This is a genomic window from Streptomyces ureilyticus, assembly GCF_011045025.1.
In the GTDB taxonomy this organism is placed as follows: domain Bacteria; phylum Actinomycetota; class Actinomycetes; order Streptomycetales; family Streptomycetaceae; genus Streptomyces; species Streptomyces ureilyticus.
Genome location: NZ_JAAKZX010000139.1, coordinates 1 through 25,483, shown reverse-complemented (window position 1 = coordinate 25,483; position 25,483 = coordinate 1). Strand labels below are relative to the sequence as shown.

Here is a 25,483-nt window from a genome sequence, read left to right as displayed (position 1 = left end):
CCCCCACCACGGCGAACGCCCCCGCAGCCCCCTGAGCCGCCAGCACGAAGGACGCGATCAGCGGGCCGACCGCGTTGCCGAAGCGCACCGCCAGCACTCGCATCCCCTGCACTCGGGCCAACTGGTCTTGTTCCGTGAGCCTTGGTGGGAGGGCACCCACCGCCGGCATGAAGACCGCGTCGACGACGCCGAAGAGCACGGCCACGACGTACAGCGGCCACAATCGAGGGCCGTCGATCCCGGTCAGTGCGGCGGCGCCCAGTACCACCGCGCACCGTACGACGTCGCTGGCAAGGAGAACGCGGCGTGGGCCGAAGCGGTCGGCGAGTACGCCGCCGCCGAGCATGAGGACAGCGCGGGGTATCGCCCCGACGGCGAGAACGGCGCCGACCTGTGCGGGACCGGCGGCGCGGATGGCGGTCCAGGAAAGGATCAGGTAGTACGCGACGTCACCGGTGACCGACGTGGTGTAGGCGCCCAGCCAGCGCAGGACGTTCGGGTCGCGGAAGGCGGGCCGCGCAGTCATGCCTCGTCGGCGAGAAGCGGGAACAACTGAAGGTGTACGGCCACTCGTTCGGCCCCGTCTGCGGGCTCGCGCTCCCGGTAGCTCTCGACCACCCGCAACAACTCACCCTTCATCGTGTCGAGTTCACCGGGTGTCATACGCAGCATGTAGCTCATGAATCCGCTGACGCCGAACCATTCGTCGGGCAGCACCGGCACCACCTCGGCAGCCACCCTGCGCAACGTCTCCCCGTCGGCCAGGGCCACGGCCTGCGCGTACGCACGGCTGTCGGCGGAGTCCGGTGCCGTGGCCGGATCGTGCAGCGAGATCCGGTGCAGTGCCCGCCACCAGCGGTCCCGCTTCGTCCCCCGCTCCGTGTCCTCCTCGATCAGCCCGCCCGCCGCGAGCCGCCGCAGGTGATAGCTGGCCGCACCGGAGTCCAGCTCGAAGTGAGCCGCCAACTGCCGCACGGTGGCAGGTCCTTGCTGTCGCAGCCGGTTCAGCAACGCGAGCCGCGTGGGGTGCGCCAGCACGCGCAGCGCGGCCGTGTCGAGAGTGATGTCGGTCGTGCCGTCGTCCGCCATGACGCGCAGCGTAGAACGCGAACAACCCTTCCGGAAGACTTGTTCGCGAACATCTCTTCGCGAACGTCTCTTCATCAACGCTGCATCAACAACTGACTCGCGGTCCACACGAGTTGTGTGCGTACGATGTCCGAGCAGCTGGTTCGCCCCGCCCGCCAGGCGGGAGGCGTCGTAAGAGGGAACCCGGTGGGAATCCGGGACTGCCCCGCAGCGGTGAGTGGGAACGAACGTCGTTATACGCACTGGATCCGTCCGACGGATCCGGGAAGCGACGGCCAGTAGGTGCCATGTCCTCGTACGGAGGACAGGGTGTGCTCGCGAGTCCGAAGACCTGCCAACTGCCCGTGCGCCACCGGTGCGTACGGCGATCTCGGCGGCCTCGTGGGAGGGTCGGCGGAGCAGGCGGGCAGCGTGTGACGAGGCTTCGCCGATCTGCCGTTCCTTCGCGTCGGACGTCCCGGGATCCTCACCGCGACTCGCGAAGGGCAGAGTTACGTGACCGACCGCTCCCCCACCCCGCAGGTCCGTGCCACCGTGCACGGCTGGCCCCGGCAGGGCCCGTCCCGTGAGCTGAAGAAGGCTGTCGAGGGCTACTGGGCCGGCCGAGTGACCGGCGACCAGCTGCGCACGACCGCGGCCGGCCTGCGCCGCGACGCCTGGCAGTGGCTCGCCGACGCCGGAATCTCCGAAGTGCCCACCGGGGACTTCTCGTTGTACGACCACATGCTCGATGCCGTCGTCATGACAGGTGCCGTCCCCGCCCGCCATCGCCTCGCCTTCGACGCGGACCCGCTCGACGGCTACTTCGCCATGGCACGTGGCGCCGACACTGCGGCGCCGCTGGAGATGACCAAGTGGTTCGACACCAACTACCACTACCTCGTACCGGAGTTGGGCCCCGACACGGTCTTCGCGGCCGACACGCGCGAGCCAGTCGGCCAACTGCGCGAGGCCGTTGCACTCGGCCACACCGGGCGGCCCGTACTCGTCGGCCCGATCACCTTCCTGCTCCTGTCGAAGCCCGCGCCCGGCGCCCCGGCCGACTTCCAGCCGCTCACACTCCTGGACCGGCTGCTTCCCGTGTACGCCGAACTGCTCGCCGATCTCCGTGCGGCGGGCGCGAGTTGGGTACAGCTGGACGAGCCCGCGCTGGTGAAGGACCAGTCCCCCTCCGTCCTGAACGTCACGGCCCGCGCGTACCGTGACCTCACCTCGCTCACCGACCGGCCGAAGCTGCTCGTCGCCTCGTATTTCGACCGGCTCGGCGAGGCGCTGCCCGTGCTCGCCCGGTCCGCCGTCGAGGGGCTGGCGATGGACTTCACCGGGCCGGCCGCCGCGAACCTGGACGCGCTCGCGGCGGTGGGCGGGCTGCCCGGCAAGCGGCTCGTCGCGGGCGTGGTCGACGGCCGTAACGTATGGATCAGTGACCTGGAGCGGTCGCTGGCCACCCTGGCCACGCTGCTCGGGCTCGCCGAGCGGGTGGATGTGGCGCCGTCCTGCTCACTGCTGCATGTGCCGCTCGACGTCGCGGTCGAGCGTGACCTCGATCCGCAGGTGGCTCGCTGGCTGGCCTTCGCGCGGCAGAAGACGGCGGAGGTGGTGACACTGGCGCGCGGTCTCACCGAGGGATCCATCGCTCCTCAAGTCGCCGCCAACCGTGCCGTGTTGGCCTCCCGTGCCGCCTCCTCTCTCACCCGTGATCCCGCCGTACGGGCCCGCTGCGCGGCGGTCGCACCAGAGGACGCCCGGCGGCCCCAGCCGTTCGCCGAACGGTCGGCCGCCCAGCAGGCCCGGCTCCAACTGCCCCCGCTGCCCACCACATCCATCGGCTCGTTCCCGCAGACCCGCGAACTGCGCCTGGCACGCGCTGACTTGAGGGCCGAACGGATCAACGAGGCGGCGTACGAGGAGCGTATCCGCGCCGAGATCCGCGACACGATCGCCTTCCAGGAGAAGGCCGGGCTCGACGTCCTCGTACACGGCGAACCCGAACGCAACGACATGGTGCAGTACTTCGCCGAACAGCTCACCGGCTACCTCGCCACGCAGCACGGCTGGGTCCAGTCGTACGGCACCCGTTACGTACGGCCGCCGATCCTGGCCGGTGACGTCTCGCGTCCCACGCCGATGACGGTGGCGTGGACCTCGTACGCGCAGTCGCTGACCGAGCGCCCCGTCAAGGGCATGCTCACCGGGCCGGTCACGCTGCTGGCCTGGTCCTTCGTACGCGACGACCAGCCGCTCGCCGACACCGCGCGCCAGGTGGCGCTGGCGCTTCGCGACGAGGTGGCCGACCTGGAGGCCGCCGGAACGGCCGTCGTCCAGGTCGACGAGCCCGCGCTGCGCGAGGCGCTCCCGCTGCGCCGGGCCGCCCGGCCCGCGTATCTGGCCTGGGCCACGGAGGCGTTCCGGCTGGCCACCTCCGCCGTACGCGCGGACACCCAGATCCATACGCACATGTGTTACGCGGAGTTCGGTGAAATCCTCGACACCGTCGAGGATTTGGACGCCGACGTGATCAGCCTGGAGGCGGCCCGCTCGAAAATGCAGATCGCGGACGAACTCGCCGCGGCCGGCTATGCGCAGGCGGTCGGACCTGGCGTGTACGACATCCACGCGCCTCGCGTCCCGGAAGAGCGGGAGCTGACCGATCTGATCGACCGGGCGCTGCTCGCCGTACCGGCCGAGCGACTGTGGATCAATCCCGACTGCGGTCTGAAGACCCGGAGTTGGGCCGAGGCCGGGCCGGCGTTGGAACGGATGACGGCGGCGGCACGGCGCGTACGCGCTGCCCTTCCGGGCTGAGGCTGCGGCTGTGGACCCGGGTCCCGTTCGCCACGGGACCCGGGTCCGTTGACACGGCCAAGCACTCTACGGACAGTGCGGTACGAGAGCTGCGGGCCGTCCGTGGCTGGTCGCTCCCCCACTCTCGGCTTCTCCCCCATGAGCGGGGGACCCCCATCGCGGCGGAGCCGCAAATGTCACAGCCCCGCGCCCCTTACGTGGCGTACGTGCGCTTCCCGCGGCGGTACGCGATCTCGCCCAGGACCACGTCCACAGCGATAAAGGCCGCCAGAGGGATGCCGAGGAGGGGTACGAAGTAGCCGATCAGGGCGACGGTCGCCATCAGGGGGACGAGTACGTACGGCGGGACCTGTTGCCAGGCCCCCCGTGGGATGGGGCGGCCGAAGGTGGAGGTGCGGCCGCGTTGCCACCACATGCGGTAGCCCCACAGGATCAGCAGGATCAGGCAGAGCGCGAGGCCCATCAGCGCGATCTGGTTGACGATGCCGAACAGGACGCCGGTGTGCGCGTCGATGCCCCAGCGGCTCAGCTTCGCAAGCACCGGGTAGTCGGCGAACCGCACCACGTCCATGACCTGGCCGTTCGTCGGGTTCACGGCGACCGCGTCCTGCTTGGTGGGCCAGCTGCGCTGGACCTGCTGTACGACATACGCCGTCGAACCCGCCGAGGCGTCGGCCGGCGGCACGATCTCCACCGGGTCACCCAAGCCTTCGGCGCGTCCGGCCGCGAGGACCTTGTCGAGGCCGACGCCGTGGTCGGCGCCCGACTCGGCGGAGGAGGACCCGTGCTCGGCGTGCTCGCCGCCCGACGACGCCGACACCGTGGGCGTGGCCTGGTTGAGGGAGGTACGCAAGGCATCGATGTGGGATCCGGCGTACGCCGACCAGGTCAGGCCCGTCGCCGACAGGAAGAAGAACCCGGCCGCAGCCCAGACGCCGACCGTGCCGTGCAGGCCCAGAGTGCGGCGACGACCGCTGGTGCCGCGCACCTTCCGCTGCTTACGGCGGCGGCTGAACCACAGCACCAGGCCGCCGCCCGCGATCACCCACAGCCAGCTGGCCGCCAGTTCGCTGTAGAGCCGACCGGTCTCGCCGAGGTGCAGATCGCGGTGGAACTCGTCGATCCAGGTGCGCAGCGGCAGCGCGCCAGTGGATCCGTACTGCTCGAGCGCGCCGCGCACCTCCCCGGTGTACGGGTCGACGAACACGGCGAACTTGTGCTCCGCCTCGACGCCCGGGACCCCGGACAGCAGCACCCTGGTACTCGCGTCCGCCTCCGGCGAGGGCCGTACGGCGGTGACCGTGCCCTGCGGGTGCTCCTCGCGCGCGGCGGCCACCTGCTCGGAGACTGGCAGCATGCTCTCGCCCACGGGGACGGTCATCTCATGCGCGTACACGATCTTCTCGGCCTGGAACGACGCCGCGTACAGCAGCCCGGTCGTGGCAGCGACGAGCAGGAACGGGGCGACCAGCACTCCGGCGTAGAAGTGCAGGCGCAGTACCAGGGGGCGCAGCGGCGACCAGGGGCTGCGCCGCGGTGCGGGGGTGCCGGATTGCGGGGAGTCAGCGGAGTCATCCGTCTCGGTCGAGGTCGATGGAGCGCTGGTCATCGGCGGCTTCTCCGGTCGTGCGGGGGACGGGCCGTGCGGTCGTGCTCGGCTGGGGCAATCCAGAAGTCGGCCGGTGGGAGCGACGAGTTCCCGGACGTTCACGTGGCGTGGGTCACACGTGATGGCACTGCTGAAGGCAGCGGAGTAGCGCGGTTTCCGGTAAGTAACGGGCTCGCGTGGTGCGGTGCTGCTTGGCATGCTGGGGCGATGGCATCCCCCGGTCATCCCACGCCCCTCAGCGACCAGGTGGAGGAACTCCTCTCCCATACCGGCCCGTTGCCGATCGTCGCGGCCGGCAACCCGGTGCTGCGTCGCGTCGCCGAGCCCTTCGACGGACAGCTGGCCCCGGCGCTCCTGGCCCGCTTCGTGGCGGCTCTCCGCGACACGATGCACGCGGCGCCGGGCGTCGGTCTCGCCGCACCGCAGGTGGGCGTGCCCCTGCGGCTCGCGGTCGTCGAGGATCCGGCACCGGTGCCGGACGAGGTGCGCGAAGCGCGCGGGCGGGTGCCGCAGCCGTTCCGCGTGCTGGTCAATCCGTCGTACGAGCCCATGGGTTCCGCCCGCGCCGCGTTCTTCGAAGGGTGTCTGAGCGTGCCGGGCTGGCAGGCCGTGGTGGCCCGCCCCGTCGACGTACGCCTCCGCTGCCTGGACGAACACGGCCGACCGGTCGACGAATTGTTCACCGGCTGGCCCGCCCGCATCGTCCAGCACGAGACGGACCACCTGAATGGCATGCTCTACGTGGACCGCGCGGAACTGCGCTCCCTGTCCTCGAACCAGGCGATGGCCGAGCGGTGGACCCAGCCGACGCCCGAGGAGGCCGCCGCAGAACTCGGCTTCGATTGGGGGGAGGCGGGATGAGGGCACCAGGCCGGCGTGCCCGGTCTCACTTTCCTCAAGGGGTTGTCAGTGGCCCAGGTCGGCATAGCGAACGACCTGGTGAGCGAGTGCGATGACCGCGGCCAGCTCTGCCGCCGAAACCAGGAGCAGCGGCCAGTGCAGCGGGCCGAGCACCCAGTACACGACGAGTGCGGCGAGCGGAGCCACGCAGAACGCCAGCAGATCCACGGCGAGCTGGATCCGCTTTCGTGAGTGGCGGCGGTGGTCGCTGCGGTGTGCCGATTCCCAGCCGAAAACCTCGGGGTTGCCCGGCGCGAGTTCCTTGAGCCGCGGGGCCAGTTCGTCCCGTACGTAGCGGCCGATCGCCGAGATCTTCTCGTCGTTGACCAGATAGGTCCAGCCGAGGAGCACCGAGAGCGGGGGCAGCAGCAGGAGCATTTCGGCATGACCGCCGCGGGCCAGTGTGGAGCCGATGACAGCTGCCATGACGCCAAGCGTGGCGTACAGGAGGTTGTCGCGAAAGCCGATGCGGGCCCGCTGTTCCTGCTTGATCTGTTCGTATTCGGCGAGCAGGAGCTGACCAGTGTCGATCAATGCTGTTCTTTCTCCAGTCGGGCGAGTTGAGCCGCCAGGCCCCGCAGGCCCTTCTTCTCGGCTCCACGACCCAGCCGGGAAAGGCTGGGAGCTTCGAGCCGCAGCTGGCGCGCCAGACGGGCGACGAGTTCGCTCGCTTCCTCGTGAGTGACGTGCCGCCGGGCTCCGAGGCGCTGGTCCAATCGATCCAGCAGAGCATGCTTGCGCAGATTGGCGTCCGGGCACCACAAGCGGAAGAAGCGGGTGCCTGCCATGCGGTAGGAACCGACGCGGGACACTGGTAGGCCGTTCTCACCGAAGGCGGTGGCGGGCAGGGGGACGAACCAGGTCCCGTCGTCGTCCTGTTCCGGGCTGATCGCGTCCAGACCTTGCTGTCGAAGCCAGTTCCCGGCGGATCTCACGGTGCGTTCATCCGCCGATTCCGGTTGTTCTTCGTTGTCCAGGACACTGGTCAACTGAGGGGTCCGGGCGCAGAGTTCACTGAGCTCGGGATCGGGCGCGGATCCGGCGCCTGCCTGGCCGTACACCAGCAGCTCGCCATGACCGCGTACGAGGTAGACCGGCAGAAAGACGAGTTCCTCGCCCAGACTCCGTACCCCCTCCAGGGCGACGGGCAGATTGAAACGGGCCTTGTCCTGTCGGTGGTTGAGGCGGTCGAGTGCCGCGCGGTCGAAGCCGGACGTCACGCTGATGGGTGTGAAGCGGGGATACCGCTCGCTGCGCAGCACCCCGTCCAGGTCCTCGCCGGACAGCAGCGTCACGGTCTCCGCGTCATAGTGGGCTCGGGTCAGCGGGGTACAGCTCAGCGCTTCGAAATAGAGCTTGCGACGGTCCTCGCGGGTGAGTACATAACGGATGTCGTCGTCCACTGAACGCGTCCCGAGCGGCGTCAGGGCGAGGCGGCCCTCGTGCTCCTCAATGTGGCCGATCGCTATCAGGAAACGTACGGCCTGCGTCACCAGGGCAGCGTCGAGGACGAAGAACGCGGCCAGTTCGTCGATCGTGTGCAGGGCGCCGTGGCGCAGGCCGCGCTCCAGGAAGCGGTCGATGAGGGCGAAGTCCTCGCCTTCGGTGATGTCGGCACGGACCTCCGCCTCCCAGACGGGCAGCAGCAGGGCATGCAGACGCGTGGGGACGAGGCCGTGGCCGAAGGCGGCGTCCTCCAGAACCCGTTCCTCGGGAAACGGCATCAGGCGCGGGGCGGTGGTCACGTCCCGTCTCCTTCCGGATCCGGGGCCGCCGCACGCAACCGGTGCATCACATCCTGGTAAGTGCGCAGGTCGCCACGGCTGTTGAGGTGCCGGTGCAGATCGTCGGCCATCTTACGGAAGTCCGGGTCGTCCGCGCGGAGCAGCGTACTCAGATCGCCGGTCATCACCAGCTGACGCTGAGCGCGGCTGAAGGCGACATTGGCACGGCGCAGTTCCTTGAGGAAGCCGATCTGACCGCGCGGGTTACTGCGGGTGAAACCGTACAGAACTACCTCGCACTCCCCGCCCTGGTAAGAGTCGACGCTGCCCACTGAGGCGTTGGCCAGCTGAGAGTCGCCGATCAGCGGGATGAGTTCCCGGATGACAGCCGCTCGCTGCGCGAGGTAAGGGACGATCACCACCCACTCGGACCCGCGCCGGTGATAGAAGGCGGCAAGGCGGGCCAGCAGGCGGGCTTCGCAGGTGTTGAAAAAGCCCTTGCGGCCGTAGCGATTCTCGGCGAGCCGGCCGCCCGACTCGTATCGTGCGCGGTCGGGCTGTGCGGCGGTGTCGACGAAGGCCATCGGACTGGCGAACAGCGGATCGGTGTGCCGGTGCTCCTTCTCGGTAAGCAGTCGGCCCTGGTAGAAGGCGGACGAGATGAAGTCGGCGATCTCAGCCGGCATGCGGCGCTGCCGGGTCAGCTGGACGACATGGGAGGCGGGCAGCCCGGACCTCAGCCGTTCCAGGGCACTCTGGGACATCAGGCGCAGCAGGGCTGGGTCGCCGATGCCCTCGCCCCAGTCCTCCACCTCCGAGTCGAGAAATGGCGGCAGTTGGCGGTCGTCGCCGACCAGGACGCCACGGCGGACCCGGCTCAGCGGCACCAGCGCGTCCGCCACCCCGATCTGCCCAGCTTCGTCAATGATCCCCAGGTCGAAGTCGACACCGGACAGTTCGGCACGGGACGCGGCTCCGATGCAGGTGGCGCCGACCACTTGGGCATAGCGGACGAGTTCGGGTACCAGCTGCCCCGGATCCTGTACGACGGCGGCGTGCCACTGCTCGGCCAGCTTCCGGCGCTCGGCGATCAGGGGCAGCCACCGCTCGAGCCGGCCATGCACGTCGTGCAGCCCGGCGGCGACCTCGGCCGGATCCCCCCGCCGGGCGGGCTGGGGCTGCCCGGGTACCACGGCGGACAGGGCCGCAACCGCCATGTCGGCCGCTGCGTATGCCTCTTGGATCCCGGCTTGCAGGGTCTGGGCAACCTTCTCCCGGGTGTCCCGGGCGGTGCGGACGGTGGGGTCTTCGCGCACGGCCCGGTCCAGGTCGGTACGTACCCCTTCGATCCCTGTCTGAAGGTCCGTCAGCAGCGCCCCGGCCTGCCGCGCCCCGTCCCGCACTTCGCCGAGCTGTCGTTCCCGGCGACGTGCCATGGACCGGTGGAACCAGCCGGTCAGCCAGGCGTCGGAGCGTTCCCGCGCGGAACGCAACTTTGCCTGGACCTCCGCGGAGCGCTGATCAAGCCGTTCTTTCACTGCCTCCTGGTCGGCCTGTTGCCGTCGCAGCTCTGTCAGGCGCTCCCGGTGGGGCGCCCCAACTGCCTGAATCGATGCATCGAGCCGCAGAGCCGCCGTCTTCTCGTCCTGGACAAGAGCGTCGACCTGGTCCAGGCGGACGGCGAGTTCGACCGTCCACGGCTGAGCGGCCTCCGCGTCCCGGTAGGCCTGTTCGCGCATGGTCGCGGTGTGGTGGATCTCCTGGGAGAGACTCTCCGTCTGCCACTCCAGGAGCAACGGCTTTACGTCTTCGTGGACCTTGTCCTCGACTCCGACCCGGATCACCACCAGATCTTCCGGCAGCCGGGCCAGCACATTGTCCACGGCACGGTTGGTGTGGGACGTGACAAGGGTCCGGCCGCCGCCCAGGGCACCGGCGGTCGCGCAGGTGTACGCGATCTCGGTGATGGTCCGGGTCTTGCCGGTGCCGGGCGGACCAAGCACCACGAGCAGGTCCTCGGTGGTCAGTGCCCTGCGGAAGGCGGCCAGTTGCTCGGGGTCGAGCTCCTGTCGCGGCAGCATCGGGGTGGCGGGGATGTGGCGCACCTGGTGTTCGACCAGGGCAGGAAGCAGCCCGGAGTTCTTGGTGTCCCGGGAGCGGAATCCCGCCACGGCCTGCCGCTGTTTCTGGAAGACAACGGTGCTCGGCGTGATTTCCAGGGCCCCTTGCCGTGGCAGCTTTTCCCATGAGACGGGCTGGTCGAAGCGGACGGTGACGGACCGTCCCTCGGCCCGGTTCACCTGTCCGCGGGTCTCCTCCTCGCCCTGGATCCGGACGAATGATCCCGGTGGCGGGAGGTCTCGTCCGACGAGCTGGAACTCGTACATCGCACGCGGGGTGTTCCGCTTGCCGCCGGTGGACGAGATCGCGCGGTACGGAAAGGGGGCCGCATTGCGCTGCTCCCGAGTGGTGATCTCCTCGGTGGCATCGATCAGGCGGTCCACGGTGCCGAGGAACTCCGCCTGGACTTCGCTGATCGACGGGACCTCGTGCTTCTCGGCGTAGGCCGTGCCGAGGCGTTCCCAGGCCGTCTCGATGTCCTGCCACTGGGCATCCGAGCCGTCGGGCACAGCTCTCAGTTCGGGGACCATCTGCCAGCTGGGCGGGCGCACCAGAAGGCAGGACCTGGAGAGTCTCGCATGGTCGGACAGCCGCAGGGGATCGATGGACTTGACGAGGTAGCCGGTGCCCCGTTTCGTCGGTTCGAGCCGCAGCCGATAGGTACGGGTATGGACCAGGAGGCTCGGCGAGTAGTTGGCGCGTCCCGGATCGAGCAGCACAGCCGCGCCGCTGTGGAGTTGGTTCAGATCGTGTGCGACCCGGCCGACCGAAGGCGGCAGCCCCGCACAGGTCTCCCCCTTCTTGCGCAGCTGGTCGTCGAGCGAGAACCCCGGTATGAGCACCAGCGGGGCCCGCAAGGCGACGGTGGCGAGGGACATCGGCGCTCCTCAGCGAGTTCAGCGAGTTCAGGGGACGAGTGGCAGCTCGCGGGCGGCGGCCAGCAGCTCCAGCCGGAGCTCGCGGATGCCGGGGCGGGCGGTGGGGTCCTGCTGCAACGCGTCGACGACTGCCTGCGCGAGGCGGGGCGGCACAGAGCCGGCCGGGCGGTACGGCGGCAGCCCGGGAGCGGGCGGCCGACCGGTCAGCGCATGCTGCAGCAGTGCCCCGAGCTGGTGGACGTCGGTGGCAGGGCCGGGGCGGGCGCCCGCGCCGTGCCGCTGCTCGGGAGCCTGGTAAGGCCCCGCGCTCTCGCCCGGACGCGGCGGAACGGCGGCGAGTCCGAGGTCACGCAGCACCATGCGGGGCCGGTCCATGACGATCGCGGTCGGATGGAGCGCGCGGTGGGAGAACCCCTTGCCGTGCAACCGGCCGAGGAGCTCCGCGACCGCGGCAAGACCCTGCACGGTCAGGTGCAGCCGCAAGGAGTCCGGCGGGGCCGGAGGCTCCGGCAGCAGCTCGCGCAGGGTGTCCAGCGGGCGCCCCGACTTCGCGTCCGCCGGCCACTCGAGGGCGAGGGTCGCCGTGTTCCGCCGGCGACCTAGATACACGACCTCGGGTCCACGGAAATCGCGGCACAGCTCTGCCTCCCGCTCCAGCGCCGACAGGGGGGTGAGGCCCGAGCCGCGCTCCGGTCGCAGCAACTCCACCTGGCGCAGCCAGACATAAGAACCACGAGTGTTACGGTCCGGCACGAGCCGCGCCCTGGCCTGACGGCGGACCACGTCGCCGTCACGCGACTCGTGGAGCAGATCCCCCGGCCCTTCGTAGAGGAGGTACTCCTGGCCTCCGGCCTCGACCACGGGCCGGCTCTCCCAGGTCTTACGGCCGGTGTCCCGGCCGGGACCGGTCACCACGACGGCCGCGGGGCGCAGCGGCGGCCCCTCGTCCGCCGTCGACGGCGGCGGCACGGCGGGCCGGAGATCGCGCAGCACCCGGAGCGCGAAGGCGGCGGCGTTCCGCGACGCCGTCCGCTGGGACCCCCGGGCGTCGGCCGCCGCCTTGCCGCCATCCGCGAAGTCGCTGATGCCGCGGACGGTCAGCATGTGCACGTCGCGGTGCATCCTGGCTGCCTGGGCGACCCCGTGGCTCTCCATGTCGACGGCCACAGCGTCGTTGTAGTGGCTTCGGATCCGGCGGACCGTCTCTGAATCGCGCCAATCGATCAATACGTCGCCCGAGGTGAGCGGTTCGAAGCGCACGTCGGGCTGCGCGGAGGGGTGCGGGGCGGGCGTCAGGAAGGCCCAGGGTCCGTTGCGGCAGGCGGAGCGGACCAACTGGTCCATGTCGTACGCCGGTTCCCAGGCCACCGGCCGGGCGCTGAACCCGTCTTCGCTCTCGCGACCGCCGTGATAACCGTAGATCTTGCTGGCGACGACGACGTCACCGAGGCGCAGCTTGTCCTTGAGAGCGGCGGCGACTCCGACGAAGAAGACCGCGGCGGCGGTGAAGTGGTCGACGGCATGCTGGGTGATGAGCGCGGCGCGGGTGTTGGTGGGGCCGGTCTCAGCCAGTGCTATCTGCCAGTCGAGGCCGGATATCCGCCCGACGTCGAAGCGGGTGCCCTGCCGTGACCCGACCTCGCGGACATCCTTCAGATGCCGCCGCACCGCCTCGTACTCCACTGGCAAAGCCGTGAGCACGACGACGGTGGGCAGCCGTGTCCTCGCTCCCCCCAACGGAACACCTCACCTTTCACGGAACCTCATGGTGCGACAAGTGGCTGAAGTGACGAGGGAGATCACTCTAGCCACGGTGATCCGCAACCGTTCGGCAATCCCGTGCCTACCCCCTCCCCGATCGTTTTGTTTCGTATGCGCTCATCGTCGTTTCGATTGCGTGCAGCGGCTGCTAACCCCGGTACGCCTCCAGCAGCCGCAACCACACCTCACTCACCGTCGGATAGGCCGGCACCGCATGCCAGAGCCGGTCCACCGGGACCTCGCCGGCCACCGCGATCGTCGCGGAGTGGAGGAGTTCGCCGACGCCGGGGCCGACGAAGGTGACGCCGCGGAGGGTTTCGGTGTCGAGGTCCACGATCATGCGGGCCCGGCCGCGGTAGCCGTCGGCGTAGAGGCCGGCGCCCGCTACCGAGGCGAGGTCGATGTCGACCTCGCGGACCCGGTGGCCGGCCTGTTCGGCCTCGGCGAGGGAGAGGCCGACCGCGGCCGCCTCCGGGTCGGTGAACACGACCTGGGGGACGGCGGCGTGGTCGGCGGTCGCCGCGTGGGCGCCCCAGGAGTCGGACTCCAGGAGGGGAACGCCGGCGGCACGCGCGGCGATCGCGGCGCCCGCGATACGGGCCTGGTACTTGCCCTGGTGGGTCAGCAGCGCACGGCGGTTGACGTCCCCCACCCCGTACAGCCACTCGCTGCCCGTCACCTGGCAGCTGTCGTCGACGGTGAGCCAGGAGCCGGGCTCCAGACCGACCGTGTCCAGGCCGACGTCGTCGGTACGCGGAGCGCGGCCGGTGGCGAAGAGGATCTCGTCCGCCTCGATGCGGTCGCCCTTGTCCGTCGTGACCACGACCTTCGAGCCATTCCGCGTCACCGACTCGACTGACGTGCCGGTGCGGACGTCCGCTCCCGCTTCCGTGAGCGCCTCGGCGACCAACTCCCCGGCGAAGGGCTCCATACGGGGCAGCAGGCCCTTGCCGCGGACGAGGACCGTGACGCGGGCGCCGAGGGCCTGCCAGGCGGTGGCCATCTCGACGCCGACGACACCGCCGCCGACCACCACGAGAGAGCCCGGCACCGCCTGCGCACTGGTGGCCTCGCGGCTCGTCCACGGCTTGATCTCGGCGATTCCCGGCAGCTCGGGCACGACGGCACGGCTGCCGGTGCAGACGGCCACGGCGTGCCGGGCGGTGAGTACCCGCTCATCACCCCCGGGTCCGGTGACCGTGACCCGGCGCGGCCCGGCGAGCCGCCCGTGCCCGCGGTAGAAGTCGGCGCCGATGCTGTCCAGCCATTCGAGCTGGCCGTCGTCCTTCCAGTTCGAGGTGTAGTAGTCCCGGTGGGCGAGGACCGCGGCGGCGTCGAGGGGACCCTGCACGGACTGCCGCAGTCCGGGCACCCTGCGTGCGTCGGCGCGGGCGATGACCGGCCGCAGCAGGGCCTTGCTGGGCATGCACGCCCAGTACGAGCATTCGCCACCGACCAGTTCGCTCTCCACGATCGCCGTGGAGAGGCCGGCCGCGCGCGTGCGGTCGGCGACGTTCTCCCCCACGGGACCGGCCCCGAGCACCACGACGTCGTACGCGATGGTTTCCGTTTCCGTCATGGGTCCAGTCTGGTTCATGAGCTCAAGTCTGGTGGGTGGTGTGCGCCGAAGCCACACGGGTACGCGCGCGGAATACGCCACCAATAGGCACCGTTGTGCACAGCGGCCACGCCCCGAAACCAGGAAGTGGGAATCAACGCCATGAGCAGCACCGTGGAGCTCACCAAGGAGAACTTCGACCAGACGGTCACGGACAACGAGTTCGTCCTGATCGATTTCTGGGCGTCCTGGTGCGGGCCCTGCCGGCAGTTCGCGCCCGTGTACGAGAAGGCCGCGGAGGCCAACCCCGACCTGGTCTTCGGCAAGGTGGACACCGAGGCGCAGCCGGAGCTGGCGCAGGCCTTCAACATCCAGTCGATTCCGACGCTGATGATCGTCCGCGACCAGGTCGCGATCTTCGCCCAGCCCGGGGCACTGCCGGAGGCCGCGCTGACGGACGTCATCGGACAGGCCCGGAAGCTGGACATGGAGGAGGTCCGCAAGTCCATCGAGGAGCAGCAGGCCCAGCCGGAGCAGTGAGCCGGCCAGATCAGAGCGGCAGCGGCAGCCCCGTGTAGTTCGCGGCCAGTTCCGCGGCCGCGGGGCGGGACGCCGTGATCCGGCGCAACCGGGCCAGTTGCAGCCGGTGTTCGAAGGCGTCCCCGTCCGGATCGGCGTGCAGCATCCGGGTCATGTCGTACGAGAAGCGTGTCGCCTGCCACACCCGGTCGAGGCACAACTCCGAGTAGCGGTCGAGGAGTTGAGCCGAGCCTGTGCGGTGCAGCTCGATCAGGGCACGGGCGGCGAGGCGTACGTCGGACACGGCGAGGTTGAGCCCCTTCGCGCCGGTCGGCGGCACGATGTGCGCGGCGTCCCCGGCGAGCAGCAGCCGTCCGTGGCGCATCGGCTCGTGGACGTAACTCCTCATCGGGGTAACGGACTTGGCGGTGATCGGCCCGCGCTCCAGGTGCCAGTCGGCGTCGATCGCGAAGCGCGCGGACAGCTCGTCCCAGATGCGCTCGTCCGGCCAGTCGTCCGGGAACGTCTCGTTGGGGACCTGGAGATACAGCCGCGATACCGACGGCGAACGCATGCTGTGCAGCGCGAAGCCCCCCTCGCCGCGTGCGTAGATCAACTCCTCGCAGGAGGGCGGCACATCGGCCAGGACGCCAAGCCAGGAGTACGGGTAGTCGTGCTCGTACGTGCGGCTCAAGGCGGCCGGAAACGTGTCGCGCGCGATGCCGTGGAAGCCGTCGCAGCCGACCACCCAGTCGCAGGTGAGGCTCTGTTCCCGGCCCTGGTGCACGAAGCGCACGACGGGTGTGTCGCTCTCCGGCCGCTCGATCGCGACCGCCTCCGCCTCGAACAACAGCTGCGGCCCGTCGGCGAGTTGGAGCGCGATGAGGTCCTTCACGATCTCCGTCTGGGCGTAGATCGTGACGGTACGGCCGCCGGTCAGCACCGGGAAGTCGATGTGGTGCCGCTCGCGGTCGAAGCGCAGCTCGATGCCGTTGTGGACCAGGCCGTCGACCTCCAGCCGGTCGGCGGCGCCGCACTCGCGCAGCGCGTCCACCGTGCCCTGCTCCAGCATTCCCGCCCGCTGGCGGTGCTCGGCGTACGCGCGTGTTCTGCTCTCCAGGACGACACAGTCGATACCTGCCCGGTGCAGCAGCCGGGCGAGCAACAGCCCGGCGGGGCCGCCGCCGATGATGCCGATCGTGGTCCGCATGAACACGCCTCCCACGTACGCGAGTTGTCAGGTTGACGCACGGTGTACGACGGTCGCTCCCAGTACCTCGTGCGTTTCGGGCACGGCGCCGGCGGTACGCACCGCACGGTCGACCAGTTCGGCCAGCTCCTGCCCGGAAGGTAGCTCGATATGGACGGTGCTCAGTCGGGGACGCAGCAGCCGGCCGAGCATCAGATCGTCGGCGCCGATGACGGCCGTGTCGTCCGGGATGCGGATGCCTTCATCCTTCAGGGCGCGCATCAGAAGCATGGCGTACTCGTCGTTGTACGCGAACACGGCGTCCAGGCCCAGGGAGCGCCAGTCCTTGGCGAGTTGGGCCGCGGCCTCCTCCTCGTAGGCCAGCGGTACCTCGGTCACCGTGGCGTCCTTCCCGTGGAGCGCCCGGCGTACGCCTTCGAGCCGGGGCTTGGAGAACAGTTCCAGCCCGGGGTCATCGGGCATCAGGACGCCGACGCGGCGGCGGCCCCGGGCCAGCAGGTGCGCACCCGCGCGATGGCCGACGACGCTGTGGTCCATGAGCAGCGCGTGGGCGCCCTCGACGCGCTCGGGTCCGAGCGTGAGGACGGCGCGCGCGCCGGAGCGTTTGAGGACGGCCACGCCCTGCGGGCCGAGTCCGGTGCCGGGAACCAGGACGGCGACCGGTCGCAGCTCCGCCCAGGCGCGGGCCGCCTCGTCGCCTTCGAGGCCGACACTGCCGTACTGCACAACGGTGTAGTCGAGGCGGCTGAGCGCCCATTGGAGTTCGTTGAAGAACTGGCTGTAGAGCGGGCCCACCGGCACGGTCGGCGCGGGCATCAGCACCATGCGGCTGTGCCCGGCGCGCAGGCTGCGGGCGGCGGCGTGCGGGACGTATCCGAGGTCCCTGGCGGCCTGGTGGACGCGGCGGCGCGTGGGCTCGCTGATCCGTACGGCGCTCGTGTTGTTCAGGACGTAGGAGACGGTCGCGCGCGAGACCCCCGCTGCGCGGGCAACGTCGGCGCTCGTCGGCACGGAGCGCTGCGCGGGCAGGGACGGGGCGGGCTGTTCCGGTATCTGCACCATGACGTAACGCATCTTTCCAGAAGCCCTCCGTGGCGGCTGTCGGGGGTCTGGGTTCGCCGCCGGAGTGCCCGTACGGATCCGCCGGTGTACGAGGGAAGTTGCGTACCCCGTACCGGATCGGGCGCACTGAGGTTACCGTTCGGTATTCATCGTGCTTCCGGAGGTGTCTCGTATGGCTGCCGACCGTGTCCCAGGACTGGCTGAGTGCGCGCGTGCACTGGCCGACGGCGAGGTGTCGTCGCGGGTGCTCGTCGAGGAGGCGCTGGCCAGGATCGAGGCGACGCAGGGCACGCTGAACGCGTTCCGGCTGGTCCGGGCCGAGGCCGCGCTCGCCGAAGCGGAGGCCGCGGACAAGGAGCTGGCGGCCGGGGTGCGGCGGCCGCTGCTCGGGGTGCCGGTGGCGGTGAAGGACGACACGGACGTGGCGGGCGAGCCGACGGCGTTCGGCTGCCGCGGGGAGTTCGAGCCGGTGGCCGAGGACGGTGAGGCGGTACGGCGGCTGCGGGCGGCCGGGGCGATCGTCGTGGGCAAGACGAACACCTGCGAGTTCGGGCAGTGGCCGTTCACCGAGGGGCCCGCCTTCGGGGAGACCCGCAACCCGTGGCACACCGGGCACACACCGGGCGGCTCGTCCGGCGGTTCGGCGGCGGCGGTAGCGGCGGGACTGGTGCCGGCCGCGCTGGGCTCGGACGGCGCGGGCTCGGTACGGATCCCGGCCTCGTGGACGCATCTGATCGGGATCAAGCCGCAGCGCGGCCGGATCTCGACCTGGCCGCGCGCGGAAGCCTTCCAGGGGATCACGGTGAACGGCACGCTGGCCCGCACCGTCGAGGACGCCGCGCTGCTCCTGGACGCGGCGAGCGGCCAGCACGAGGGCGATGTGCACCGCCCGCCCGCGCTGTCCGTGTCGGACACGGTGGGCCGGGAGCCGGGCCGGCTGCGGATCGCGCTCTCGCTGAAGCCGCCGTTCACGGCGTTGCCCGCGCGGCTGCAGCCGGATGTACGAGCGCGGGTCGTCGCGCTCGCGGAGCGGCTGGCCGCGCTCGGGCACGAGGTCGAGGAGGCCGATCCGGCGTACGGGCAGATCGGGTTGACGTTCGTGCCGCGCGCCACCGCCGGGATCGCCGAGCGGGTCCGCGAGGCGCCGCACCCCCACCTGCTCGACCGGCGCACGCGTGAGGCGGCCCGTGTGGGACGGCTGCTCGGTGGGGCCCCGCTGCGGCTGGCGCGGCGTGCGGAGGCGATGCTGCACCGGCGGATCGGTGCGCTCTTCGAGACGTACGACGTGGTGCTCGCGCCGACCACGGCCGCTCCCCCGCCGCAGATCGGTGCCCTCGCGCAGCTGAACGGTCTGGGCACCGACCGTGCCATGATCGCCGCCTGCCCGTACGCCTGGCCGTGGAACGTGCTGGGCTGGCCCGGTGTGAACGTCCCCGCGGGCTTCGTCGGCGACGGTCTGCCCGTGGGCGCGCAGCTCCTCGGCCCCGCGAACAGCGAACCGCTCCTCGTGTCGCTGGCCGCGCAGGTGGAGGCGGAGCTGCGCTGGCACGAGCGGTGGCCGACTCTCGAATTCGACGGCGCTGTACGGGAGTTCAGGCCGCCCGCGGCTTCGTAGCCGCCCCGCTCGGCGGTTGGTTACGTGGGGGCTCTACCGTGACTCGTGTGACTGCCTTCACCGATGACGCCGCGCATGCTTCCGACGTTCCCGGCCGCTACGGTCCGTCGGCGACCACCGAGGCGGAGCCTCGCGAGGTGGGCCGGGTCCGCACGGAGTACTCGCCCGCGCACGACGGCGACCCCGATCCCGGCGAGATCGTCTGGACGTGGGTCCCCTTCGAGGAGAACGACGGCCGGGGCAAGGACCGGCCGGTTCTCGTGGTGGCTCGTGAGGCCGCCGGTACGTTCCTCGCCGTGCAGCTTTCGAGCAAGCGGCACGACGGCTCCCGCGAGTGGGTGCCGATCGGCAGTGGGCCGTGGGACCGGTCGGGGCGCGACTCGTGGGTGTCCGTGGACCGGGTGCTGCGGCTCCACGAGGCAGGGATGCGGCGGGAGGCGTGCGCGCTGGACCGGATGCGGTTCAACTCCGTGGTGCACCGGCTGAGGGAGCGCTACGGCTGGCGCTAAGGTCCTTGAACGCCTGCTCGAAGGCGCTCCGGACCACCGCTCCCTTCGTACGGTCGAGGACGCCGAACACGACGTGCTCGAAGTACCCGGAGAACCGGCCGCCCTCCCCGAGCAGCGCGCGGAACGCGCCCGCCACCTGCGCCGGATCGTTCTGGAACACTCCGCAGCCCCAGGCGCCGAGCACCAGCCGCCGGTATCCGTGCGCGGCGGCCGTTTCCAACACGCGCTCGGCCCGTGTCGCGAGGGCACGCGGCAGTTCGGGCACGCGCTCCGGCGCGGTGCGCAGGACCACTCCGGCGTTGGGCGCTGCGGCGGTGAGGAAACCGGCGGTGTACGGCTCGTCCAGGAGCTCTCCGCGGTCATCGCGGAAGACCGGGACGGCGGGTGAGTGGATGACGCGGCCGGTGTAGAAGGGATCGCGGTGCGTCCGGTGGTGGTCGTAGAACTCGCGGGCCTTCACCAGGCACGCGTACAGCGCCGAGGCACGACACAAGGCCTCTTCCTGGGCCTGCGCTCCGTTCAGATAGCCCCCGCCGGGGTTGCGTGCCGAGGCGAAGTTCAGCACCGCGACCGGGCCGGGCAGCCGCCGCGCCGCCTCCAGGCTGCTCTCGCCCGTGACCTCGAAGAACGTGTCCACTGGGCCGACCCGCGAGGCATCCGCGGGACTGCGTTGCGGTATCTCCACGGGCTCGGGCCCGAACATCCGCGTGCCTTCCCGCGCCACGGCCACCGCCGCGCCGATCGGCACTTCGCGCCCGTCGGACCCGCGGTAGGAACCCGCCGCGACGATCTCCTCCGTCTGTCGCGCGATGCCGCGCAGGCGCGCGCTCATGGCGCCACCCCTGTACGCGCCATGAGTACGTCCCGCGTGATCTCCCCCGTCGCGCTCATGAACGCATCGTGAGCGATCCTTGTACTGCGCCGCAACAGAGTTTCCCGGCCCCAAGAAACACCGATGCGCACTCTTGTGCGAAACGGCGCGACCGTCTTGGGTGGACGGGTGATTGCCGGGCCGGCCCATCCGACACCGGGCCGGCGGCATGGTGGAATCTCAGGAGGATCCCGACATGTCCGATTCGGAAAGTGACTGTACGGAGCGCCGCTCCGCCGTCACCGAGGCCGAGGTGGAGGCCCTGGTCAGGGGCATCTGCTTCAAGACCGGGCCACCCCGTTTCCTCGGTGTCGAAGTGGAATGGTTCATCCGCGAGCTGCGGTTCCCGCGGCTCCCCGTAAGACCGGAACGACTCGAAGCGGCGTATGCCGCACTGCGGACTCTGCCACTGCGTTCGGCGCTCACCGTCGAACCCGGCGGCCAGCTGGAGCTCAGCTCCCCCGCCGCCGCCTCCCTGATGGAGTGCATCGGGTCCGTCTCCGCCGACCTCGACGCCGTACGCGCGGTACTGCGCGAGGCGGGGCTCGGCCTCACCGGAATAGGCCAGGAGCCCTGGCACCCGCCCACCCGTTTCCTCCATGAGCCGCGCTATGACGCCATGGAGAGATACCTCGACCGTACGGGCCCCGAGGGCCGGGCCATGATGTGCAGCTCGGCCTCGGTCCAGGTGTGCCTGGACGCCGGGTACGAGGAACCGGGGCCGCTCGGGCACGGGCGGCGCTGGTGGCTGGCGCACCAGCTGGGCGCGGTCCTGGTGGCCGCCTTCGCCCACTCGCCGCTGGCCCAGGGGCGGCACACCGGCTGGCGCTCGAACCGGCAGTCCCTGTGGACCGCGATGGACCCGGGTCGTTCGAGTGCCCCGCCCCTCAACGGCGATCCACGGAAGGCATGGGCACGGCACGTGCTGGACGCGCCGGTGATGTGCGTACGGGCTCCGGGCGGCGACACCTGGGACGTACCGGACGGCATGAGTTTCCGGGCGTGGACCCGGTCCGGAGCCCCGCCGGGCCGGGAGGATCTCGACTACCACCTGACGACCCTGTTCCCGCCGGTCCGTCCTCGGGGTCACCTGGAACTCCGCATGATCGACGCGCAGCCGGGCGACGACGGATGGATCGTGCCGCTCGCCGTGACGGCGGCGCTGTTCGACGACGCGGAGGCCGCCGAGACGGCGTACCGGACCGTCAAACCCCTTGCGGAGCGGGCCGATTCGCTGGCCGCGCCCCGTAATCCGCTGTGGATCGCGGCCGCCCGGTCGGGCCTCGCCGATCCCGAGCTGCGCGAGGCGGCGCTCACCTGTTTCGCGGCGGCGGCCGAGGCCCTGCCCAGGCTGGGGGCCACGGACGAAGTCCAGGAAGCCGTCGCCCAGTTCACCGACCGCTATGTGGCCCGGGGCCGCTGCCCCGCCGACGACCTGCTCGACACGGAGGACCTGATCGACGCCGCGGACCTGCTCGACGCCGGGGCCCCGCTCGCCGCCACCGGCGCGGGCGCCACCGAACCGAAGGCCATCGGCCCGGACACCACCGAACCGGAAACCAACGGACCGGCGGCCATCGCCGCCGACACCACCGGCCTGACCGACCACGTCCCCGGCACGCACCGCCCGCACCACGGGAAGGACATCCACACATGACCGCCCCCGACCTCACCGACCCGGAGACGCTCAGGGAGCGCGCGCTGGCGGCGCTGACCACGGCCCGCGACCGCACCGCGCAGCTGACCTCCTGCGTGGAGGATCCCGATCTCACCGCGCAGCACTCGCCGTTGATGTCCCCGCTGGTCTGGGACCTCGCGCACATCGGCAACCAGGAGGAGATGTGGCTGCTGCGGGAGGTCGCGGGGCGTGACGCGATGCGCCCCGAGATCGACGGACTGTACGACGCGTTCGAGCACCCGCGCGCCGAACGGCCCTCCCTGCCGCTGCTGCCGCCGGACGAGGCCCGCCGCTATGCCGCCGAGGTGCGTGGCCGGGCGCTCGACGTCCTGGAGGGCACGCGCTTCCGCGGTACGCCGCTCACCGAGGCCGGCTTCGCCTTCGGCATGATCGCCCAGCACGAACAGCAGCACGACGAGACGATGCTGATCACCCATCAGCTGCGCAAGGGACCCGCAGCCCTGACGGCACCGGATCCCGCGCCCGCCCCTCCGTTCACCGGCCCTGCCGAAGTCCTGGTGCCCGGCGGCCCGTTCACGATGGGCACCTCGGCCGAACCATGGGCGCTGGACAACGAGCGGCCCGCGCACCGGCGTCTCGTACCGCCGTTCTTCATCGACACCACGCCGGTGACGAACGCCGCGTACCAGGCGTTCATCGCGGACGGCGGCTACGGCGACCCACGCTGGTGGGCCCCCGACGGCTGGACCCACATCCGGTCGCACTCCATCGAGGCGCCGCTGTACTGGCGCCGCGAGGGCGGTCAGTGGCTGCGGCGGCGCTTCGGCGCCACCGAGGTCGTACCGCCCGACGAGCCGGTGCTGCACGTCAGTTGGTACGAGGCCGACGCCTACGCACGCTGGGCCGGACGGCGCCTGCCCACCGAGACCGAGTGGGAGAAGGCGGCCCGGCACGACCCGGCGGCCGACCGCTCCACGCGCTATCCGTGGGGTGACGCCGACCCGACGCCCGAGCACGCCAATCTCGGTCAGCGCCATCTGCGGCCCGCTCCCGCCGGGAGCTATCCGGCGGGTGAATCACCGCTGGGCGTACGGCAGTTGATAGGCGACGTCTGGGAGTGGACGGCGAGCGACTTCCTGCCGTATCCGGGGTTCGCGGCCTTCCCGTACAAGGAGTACTCGGAGGTGTTCTTCGGTCCGGAGCACAAGGTGCTGCGCGGCGGCTCGTTCGCGGTGGACCAGGTGGCCTGCCGGGGTACGTTCCGCAACTGGGACTATCCGATCCGGCGGCAGATCTTCTCCGGATTCCGTACGGCGCGCGACGCTGCCGCGGAGACCGCCTGATGTGCCGTCACCTCGCCTACCTGGGCCCCGAGGAGCCGCTCGGCAGGCTCCTCGTGGAACCGGCGCACAGCCTGTTCCGCCAGTCGTGGGCACCGCGTCGGCAGCGGCACGGGACCGTCAACGCCGATGGTTTCGGGGTCGGTTGGTACGCCGAAGGGGATCCGGTACCCGCGCGCTACCGGCGTACCGGCCCCATCTGGGGCGACCAGCCCTTCGCCGACCTGGCGCGGGTGGTGCGCTCGGGCGCGCTGCTCGCCGCGGTGCGCGACGCGACCGTGGCCGGCGCCGACGGGGAGGCCGCGGCAGCCCCGTACTCCGCGGGCCCCTGGTTGTTCAGCCACAACGGCGCGATCAGCGGCTGGCCACGCTCTCTGGCCCCGCTTGCGCAGACCCTGCCGCCCGCCGAACTCCTGTCACTGGAGGCGCGCTGCGACTCGGCCCTCGTCTGGGCCCTGATCCTCAACCGGCTGCGTGCCGGCGACGAGGAGGGACAGGCGCTCGCCGACACGGTCCTGGACATCGCGGCCGCCGCGCCCGGCTCGCGGCTCAACTTCCTTCTCACCAACGGCGAGACGATCGCCGCGACCGCCTGGGGCGACACCCTCTGGTACCTGACCGAACCCGGCCGACGCACCGTCGTGGCCTCCGAGCCGTACGACGACGATCCGCACTGGCAGGAAGTGCCCGACCGCACCCTGCTGGCCGCGAGCCGCACAGACGTCCTGCTCACACCCCTCAAGGACGTCGACGAACCCATGGCACAACCCCTGGCATCCCCATCGCCCAAGGAGCCCCGTACGTGAGCACGTTCCTGGTCACCCGCACCCTGCCCGAGGACGCCACCGAGGCCGCGCTGCGCGCCGACGTCCTGCACGGCCTGACCCGCACGCCCAAGACGCTCCCGCCGAAGTGGTTCTACGACGCCCATGGCAGCGAGCTCTTCGAGAAGATCACCGAACTGCCCGAGTACTACCCCACGCGCGCGGAGCGAGAGATCCTCCTCGCCCGCGCCGCCGAGATCGCCTCGGCGACCGGGGCACGCACCCTGGTCGAGCTGGGCTCCGGCTCCTCCGACAAGACCCGGCACCTGCTCGACGCGCTGCCGGCTCTGCACACGTACGTACCGGTCGACGTGAGCGAGAGCGCGCTCACGCAGGCCGGGCAGGCGCTGATCGCCGAGCGCCCCTCGCTCGCCGTGCACGCGCTGATCGCCGACTTCACCGGCGGTCTCACGCTGCCCGGCACACCCGGGCCGCGGCTCGTCGCCTTCCTCGGCGGCACGATCGGCAACCTGCTGCCCGCCGAACGCGCCACGTTCCTGGCCTCCGTACGCGCCCTCCTCTCCCCCGGCGACGCCCTGTTGCTGGGCACCGACCTGGTGAAGGACGAGTCCGTACTGGTCGACGCCTACGACGACGCGGCGGGAGTGACGGCGGCGTTCAACAAGAACGTCCTCTCCGTCGTCAACCGCGAACTCGGCGCCGACTTCGACCCCGACGACTTCGCCCATGTCGCCCTCTGGGACGCCGAGGAGGAGTGGATCGAGATGCGGCTGCGCGCGCGTTCGCGGCTGACCGTGAAGATCCCCGCGCTCGATCTGGCCGTCGACTTCGCGGCCGGTGAGGAGCTGCGGACGGAGGTGTCCGCGAAGTTCCGCGAGGAGGGCGTACGGGGTGAAATGGCCGCCGCCGGCCTGGAGATGACGCACTGGTGGACGGACCAGGAGGGACGGTTCGCACTGTCGCTGAGCATGGCCCGGTGACGGGTCGCGTACCGCTGCGTCGTACGGCACGGTGGAAGTGACGCGTGGCGCATCCGCGTCCGCGGAGAGGAGCACCCGCATGACTGATCACACGTACCGGGTCACCGAGATCGTCGGCAGCTCGACCGAGGGGGTCGACCAGGCCATCCGCAACGCCATCACCCGTGCCTCGCAAACCCTGCGCCACCTGGACTGGTTCGAGGTCACGGAGGTCCGCGGGCAGATCGAGAACGGGCAGATCGAGCATTACCAGGTCGGTTTGAAGGTGGGGTTCCGCCTGGAGGATGGCGAGTAGCGCCACCGGTGCGCTCCGCTGGGCTGTACGAGGGGTTGCATTTCGGCTGCGGGCCGTCCGTGGCTGGTCGCGCCCACGCGGCGGAGCCGCACATTGACACAGCCCCGCCCCTGGGTTCGTTGGGTGCGGGGCCGCGGTCCGGTGCGTCAGCCCGTCGCCAACTGCCGTAGGCGCCCACCCAGCCGGAGGCACGGGGGCCTGGGGGCGCAGCCC

21 protein-coding genes and 1 riboswitch are annotated in these 25,483 nt (G+C 70.8%); of the genes, 10 read left to right on the top strand and 11 right to left on the bottom strand.

The genetic code is table 11. The features are described from left to right. Both G6048_RS32760 and G6048_RS32755 read right to left on the bottom strand, forming a co-directional pair. Positions 1–526, bottom strand: a 526-nt coding sequence (locus G6048_RS32760) for an MFS transporter (RefSeq protein ID WP_165343227.1), incomplete at its 3' end; no start/stop codon positions are given. Further along, positions 523–1,089: a winged helix-turn-helix domain-containing protein gene (locus tag G6048_RS32755; protein ID WP_165343226.1), complete on the bottom strand. Its 567-nt coding sequence runs from the start codon at positions 1,087–1,089 to the stop codon at positions 523–525. The genes G6048_RS32755 and G6048_RS32760, both read right to left, overlap by 4 nt. 122 nt (positions 1,090–1,211) lie before the next feature. After that, a riboswitch (cobalamin riboswitch) is annotated at positions 1,212–1,442 on the top strand. Between the two features lie 142 nt (positions 1,443–1,584). On the opposite strand from G6048_RS32755, the gene metE reads away from it, so the two are divergent. Beyond that, entirely contained in the window at positions 1,585–3,894 is a 2,310-nt protein-coding gene (gene metE, locus G6048_RS32750; RefSeq protein WP_328827638.1) for a 5-methyltetrahydropteroyltriglutamate--homocysteine S-methyltransferase, read from the top strand. 193 nt (positions 3,895–4,087) lie between these two features. Here the strand turns inward: metE and G6048_RS32745 are convergent, their stop codons facing one another. Further along, positions 4,088–5,503 (bottom strand): PepSY-associated TM helix domain-containing protein, encoded by a 1,416-nt coding sequence (locus G6048_RS32745; RefSeq protein WP_165343225.1) that lies wholly within the window; start codon positions 5,501–5,503, stop codon positions 4,088–4,090. Between the two features lie 207 nt (positions 5,504–5,710). Here G6048_RS32745 and G6048_RS32740 point away from each other — a divergent pair, with 207 nt between their 5' ends. Further along, a complete protein-coding gene (locus G6048_RS32740) occupies positions 5,711–6,364 on the top strand; it encodes a peptide deformylase (RefSeq protein ID WP_165343224.1) in 654 nt (217 codons plus the stop codon). A 45-nt stretch (positions 6,365–6,409) separates the two neighbouring features. Here G6048_RS32740 and G6048_RS32735 read toward each other — a convergent pair whose 3' ends face one another. The 5 genes from G6048_RS32735 to G6048_RS32715 form a co-directional block, all read right to left on the bottom strand. Further along, positions 6,410–6,937, bottom strand: a complete 528-nt coding sequence (locus G6048_RS32735; RefSeq protein ID WP_165343223.1) for a hypothetical protein — start codon at positions 6,935–6,937, stop codon at positions 6,410–6,412. Next, positions 6,934–8,148, bottom strand: a complete 1,215-nt coding sequence (locus G6048_RS32730) for a hypothetical protein (RefSeq protein WP_165343222.1) — start codon at positions 8,146–8,148, stop codon at positions 6,934–6,936. The genes G6048_RS32735 and G6048_RS32730 overlap by 4 nt, the downstream gene beginning before the upstream one ends. Then, a complete protein-coding gene (locus G6048_RS32725; RefSeq protein WP_165343221.1) occupies positions 8,145–11,126 on the bottom strand; it encodes a DEAD/DEAH box helicase in 2,982 nt (993 codons plus the stop codon). The genes G6048_RS32730 and G6048_RS32725 overlap by 4 nt, the downstream gene beginning before the upstream one ends. A 27-nt stretch (positions 11,127–11,153) precedes the next feature. Then, a complete protein-coding gene (locus G6048_RS32720; RefSeq protein WP_165343220.1) occupies positions 11,154–12,863 on the bottom strand; it encodes a phosphorylase family protein in 1,710 nt (569 codons plus the stop codon). A gap of 172 nt (positions 12,864–13,035) precedes the next feature. Beyond that, the gene (locus tag G6048_RS32715; protein WP_165343219.1) at positions 13,036–14,466 is read right to left on the bottom strand and encodes a dihydrolipoyl dehydrogenase family protein; all 1,431 of its coding nucleotides are present in this window, start codon (positions 14,464–14,466) and stop codon (positions 13,036–13,038) included. Between the two features lie 141 nt (positions 14,467–14,607). Between G6048_RS32715 and trxA the strand changes: the two genes are divergently transcribed. Next, the gene (gene trxA / locus G6048_RS32710) at positions 14,608–14,985 is read left to right on the top strand and encodes a thioredoxin (protein ID WP_165343218.1); all 378 of its coding nucleotides are present in this window, start codon (positions 14,608–14,610) and stop codon (positions 14,983–14,985) included. 10 nt (positions 14,986–14,995) lie between these two features. Here the strand turns inward: trxA and G6048_RS32705 are convergent, their stop codons facing one another. Next, positions 14,996–16,174, bottom strand: coding sequence for a 4-hydroxybenzoate 3-monooxygenase (locus tag G6048_RS32705; protein WP_165343217.1), 1,179 nt, complete (start codon positions 16,172–16,174; stop codon positions 14,996–14,998). Positions 16,175–16,201: 27 nt separating this feature from the next. Continuing rightward, on the bottom strand, positions 16,202–17,236 hold the full coding sequence (locus tag G6048_RS32700) for a LacI family DNA-binding transcriptional regulator (protein WP_165343216.1): 1,035 nt from the start codon (positions 17,234–17,236) through the stop codon (positions 16,202–16,204). Between the two features lie 172 nt (positions 17,237–17,408). On the opposite strand from G6048_RS32700, the gene G6048_RS32695 reads away from it, so the two are divergent. Continuing rightward, positions 17,409–18,851, top strand: a complete 1,443-nt coding sequence (locus G6048_RS32695; RefSeq protein ID WP_165343215.1) for an amidase — start codon at positions 17,409–17,411, stop codon at positions 18,849–18,851. Positions 18,852–18,898: 47 nt separating this feature from the next. Then, entirely contained in the window at positions 18,899–19,360 is a 462-nt protein-coding gene (locus G6048_RS32690; RefSeq protein WP_033319073.1) for a type II toxin-antitoxin system PemK/MazF family toxin, read from the top strand. Here G6048_RS32690 and G6048_RS32685 read toward each other — a convergent pair. After that, positions 19,314–20,192 (bottom strand): TIGR02452 family protein, encoded by an 879-nt coding sequence (locus G6048_RS32685; RefSeq protein WP_165343214.1) that lies wholly within the window; start codon positions 20,190–20,192, stop codon positions 19,314–19,316. The two genes, G6048_RS32690 and G6048_RS32685, sit on opposite strands and share 47 nt — an antisense overlap. Positions 20,193–20,427: 235 nt before the next feature. On the opposite strand from G6048_RS32685, the gene egtA reads away from it, so the two are divergent. From egtA to G6048_RS32660, 5 genes are all read left to right on the top strand, one after another. Next, positions 20,428–21,888 carry an ergothioneine biosynthesis glutamate--cysteine ligase EgtA gene (gene egtA / locus G6048_RS32680; RefSeq protein WP_165343213.1) on the top strand — a complete coding sequence of 487 codons (1,461 nt, stop codon included), beginning with the start codon at positions 20,428–20,430 and terminating at the stop codon, positions 21,886–21,888. After that, on the top strand, positions 21,885–23,213 hold the full coding sequence (egtB, locus tag G6048_RS32675; RefSeq protein WP_165343212.1) for an ergothioneine biosynthesis protein EgtB: 1,329 nt from the start codon (positions 21,885–21,887) through the stop codon (positions 23,211–23,213). Before egtA ends, egtB begins: the two co-directional genes overlap by 4 nt. Further along, the gene (gene egtC, locus G6048_RS32670; protein WP_165343211.1) at positions 23,213–24,016 is read left to right on the top strand and encodes an ergothioneine biosynthesis protein EgtC; all 804 of its coding nucleotides are present in this window, start codon (positions 23,213–23,215) and stop codon (positions 24,014–24,016) included. The genes egtB and egtC overlap by 1 nt, the downstream gene beginning before the upstream one ends. Continuing rightward, positions 24,013–24,975 (top strand): L-histidine N(alpha)-methyltransferase, encoded by a 963-nt coding sequence (egtD, locus tag G6048_RS32665; RefSeq protein ID WP_165343210.1) that lies wholly within the window; start codon positions 24,013–24,015, stop codon positions 24,973–24,975. Before egtC ends, egtD begins: the two co-directional genes overlap by 4 nt. Before the next feature lie 79 nt (positions 24,976–25,054). Next, complete coding sequence (locus tag G6048_RS32660) at positions 25,055–25,270, top strand: dodecin (protein WP_165343209.1); 216 nt, start codon at positions 25,055–25,057, stop codon at positions 25,268–25,270. Positions 25,271–25,483: the final 213 nt, after the last annotated feature.

Excerpts from the sequence above, each read along its gene's own strand:
- G6048_RS32755 (WP_165343226.1), bottom strand. The coding sequence starts at position 1,089 with ATGGCGGACGACGGCACGACCGACATCACTCTCGACACGGCCGCGCTG.
- G6048_RS32745 (WP_165343225.1), bottom strand. The coding sequence starts at position 5,503 with ATGACCAGCGCTCCATCGACCTCGACCGAGACGGATGACTCCGCTGAC.
- G6048_RS32740 (WP_165343224.1), top strand. The coding sequence starts at position 5,711 with ATGGCATCCCCCGGTCATCCCACGCCCCTCAGCGACCAGGTGGAGGAA.
- G6048_RS32725 (WP_165343221.1), bottom strand. The coding sequence starts at position 11,126 with ATGTCCCTCGCCACCGTCGCCTTGCGGGCCCCGCTGGTGCTCATACCG.
- G6048_RS32715 (WP_165343219.1), bottom strand. The coding sequence starts at position 14,466 with ATGACGGAAACGGAAACCATCGCGTACGACGTCGTGGTGCTCGGGGCC.
- trxA (WP_165343218.1), top strand. The coding sequence starts at position 14,608 with ATGAGCAGCACCGTGGAGCTCACCAAGGAGAACTTCGACCAGACGGTC.
- G6048_RS32705 (WP_165343217.1), bottom strand. The coding sequence starts at position 16,174 with ATGCGGACCACGATCGGCATCATCGGCGGCGGCCCCGCCGGGCTGTTG.
- G6048_RS32700 (WP_165343216.1), bottom strand. The coding sequence starts at position 17,236 with ATGGTGCAGATACCGGAACAGCCCGCCCCGTCCCTGCCCGCGCAGCGC.
- G6048_RS32695 (WP_165343215.1), top strand. The coding sequence starts at position 17,409 with ATGGCTGCCGACCGTGTCCCAGGACTGGCTGAGTGCGCGCGTGCACTG.
- G6048_RS32685 (WP_165343214.1), bottom strand. The coding sequence starts at position 20,192 with ATGAGCGCGCGCCTGCGCGGCATCGCGCGACAGACGGAGGAGATCGTC.
- egtA (WP_165343213.1), top strand. The coding sequence starts at position 20,428 with ATGTCCGATTCGGAAAGTGACTGTACGGAGCGCCGCTCCGCCGTCACC.
- egtB (WP_165343212.1), top strand. The coding sequence starts at position 21,885 with ATGACCGCCCCCGACCTCACCGACCCGGAGACGCTCAGGGAGCGCGCG.
- egtC (WP_165343211.1), top strand. The coding sequence starts at position 23,213 with ATGTGCCGTCACCTCGCCTACCTGGGCCCCGAGGAGCCGCTCGGCAGG.
- G6048_RS32660 (WP_165343209.1), top strand. The coding sequence starts at position 25,055 with ATGACTGATCACACGTACCGGGTCACCGAGATCGTCGGCAGCTCGACC.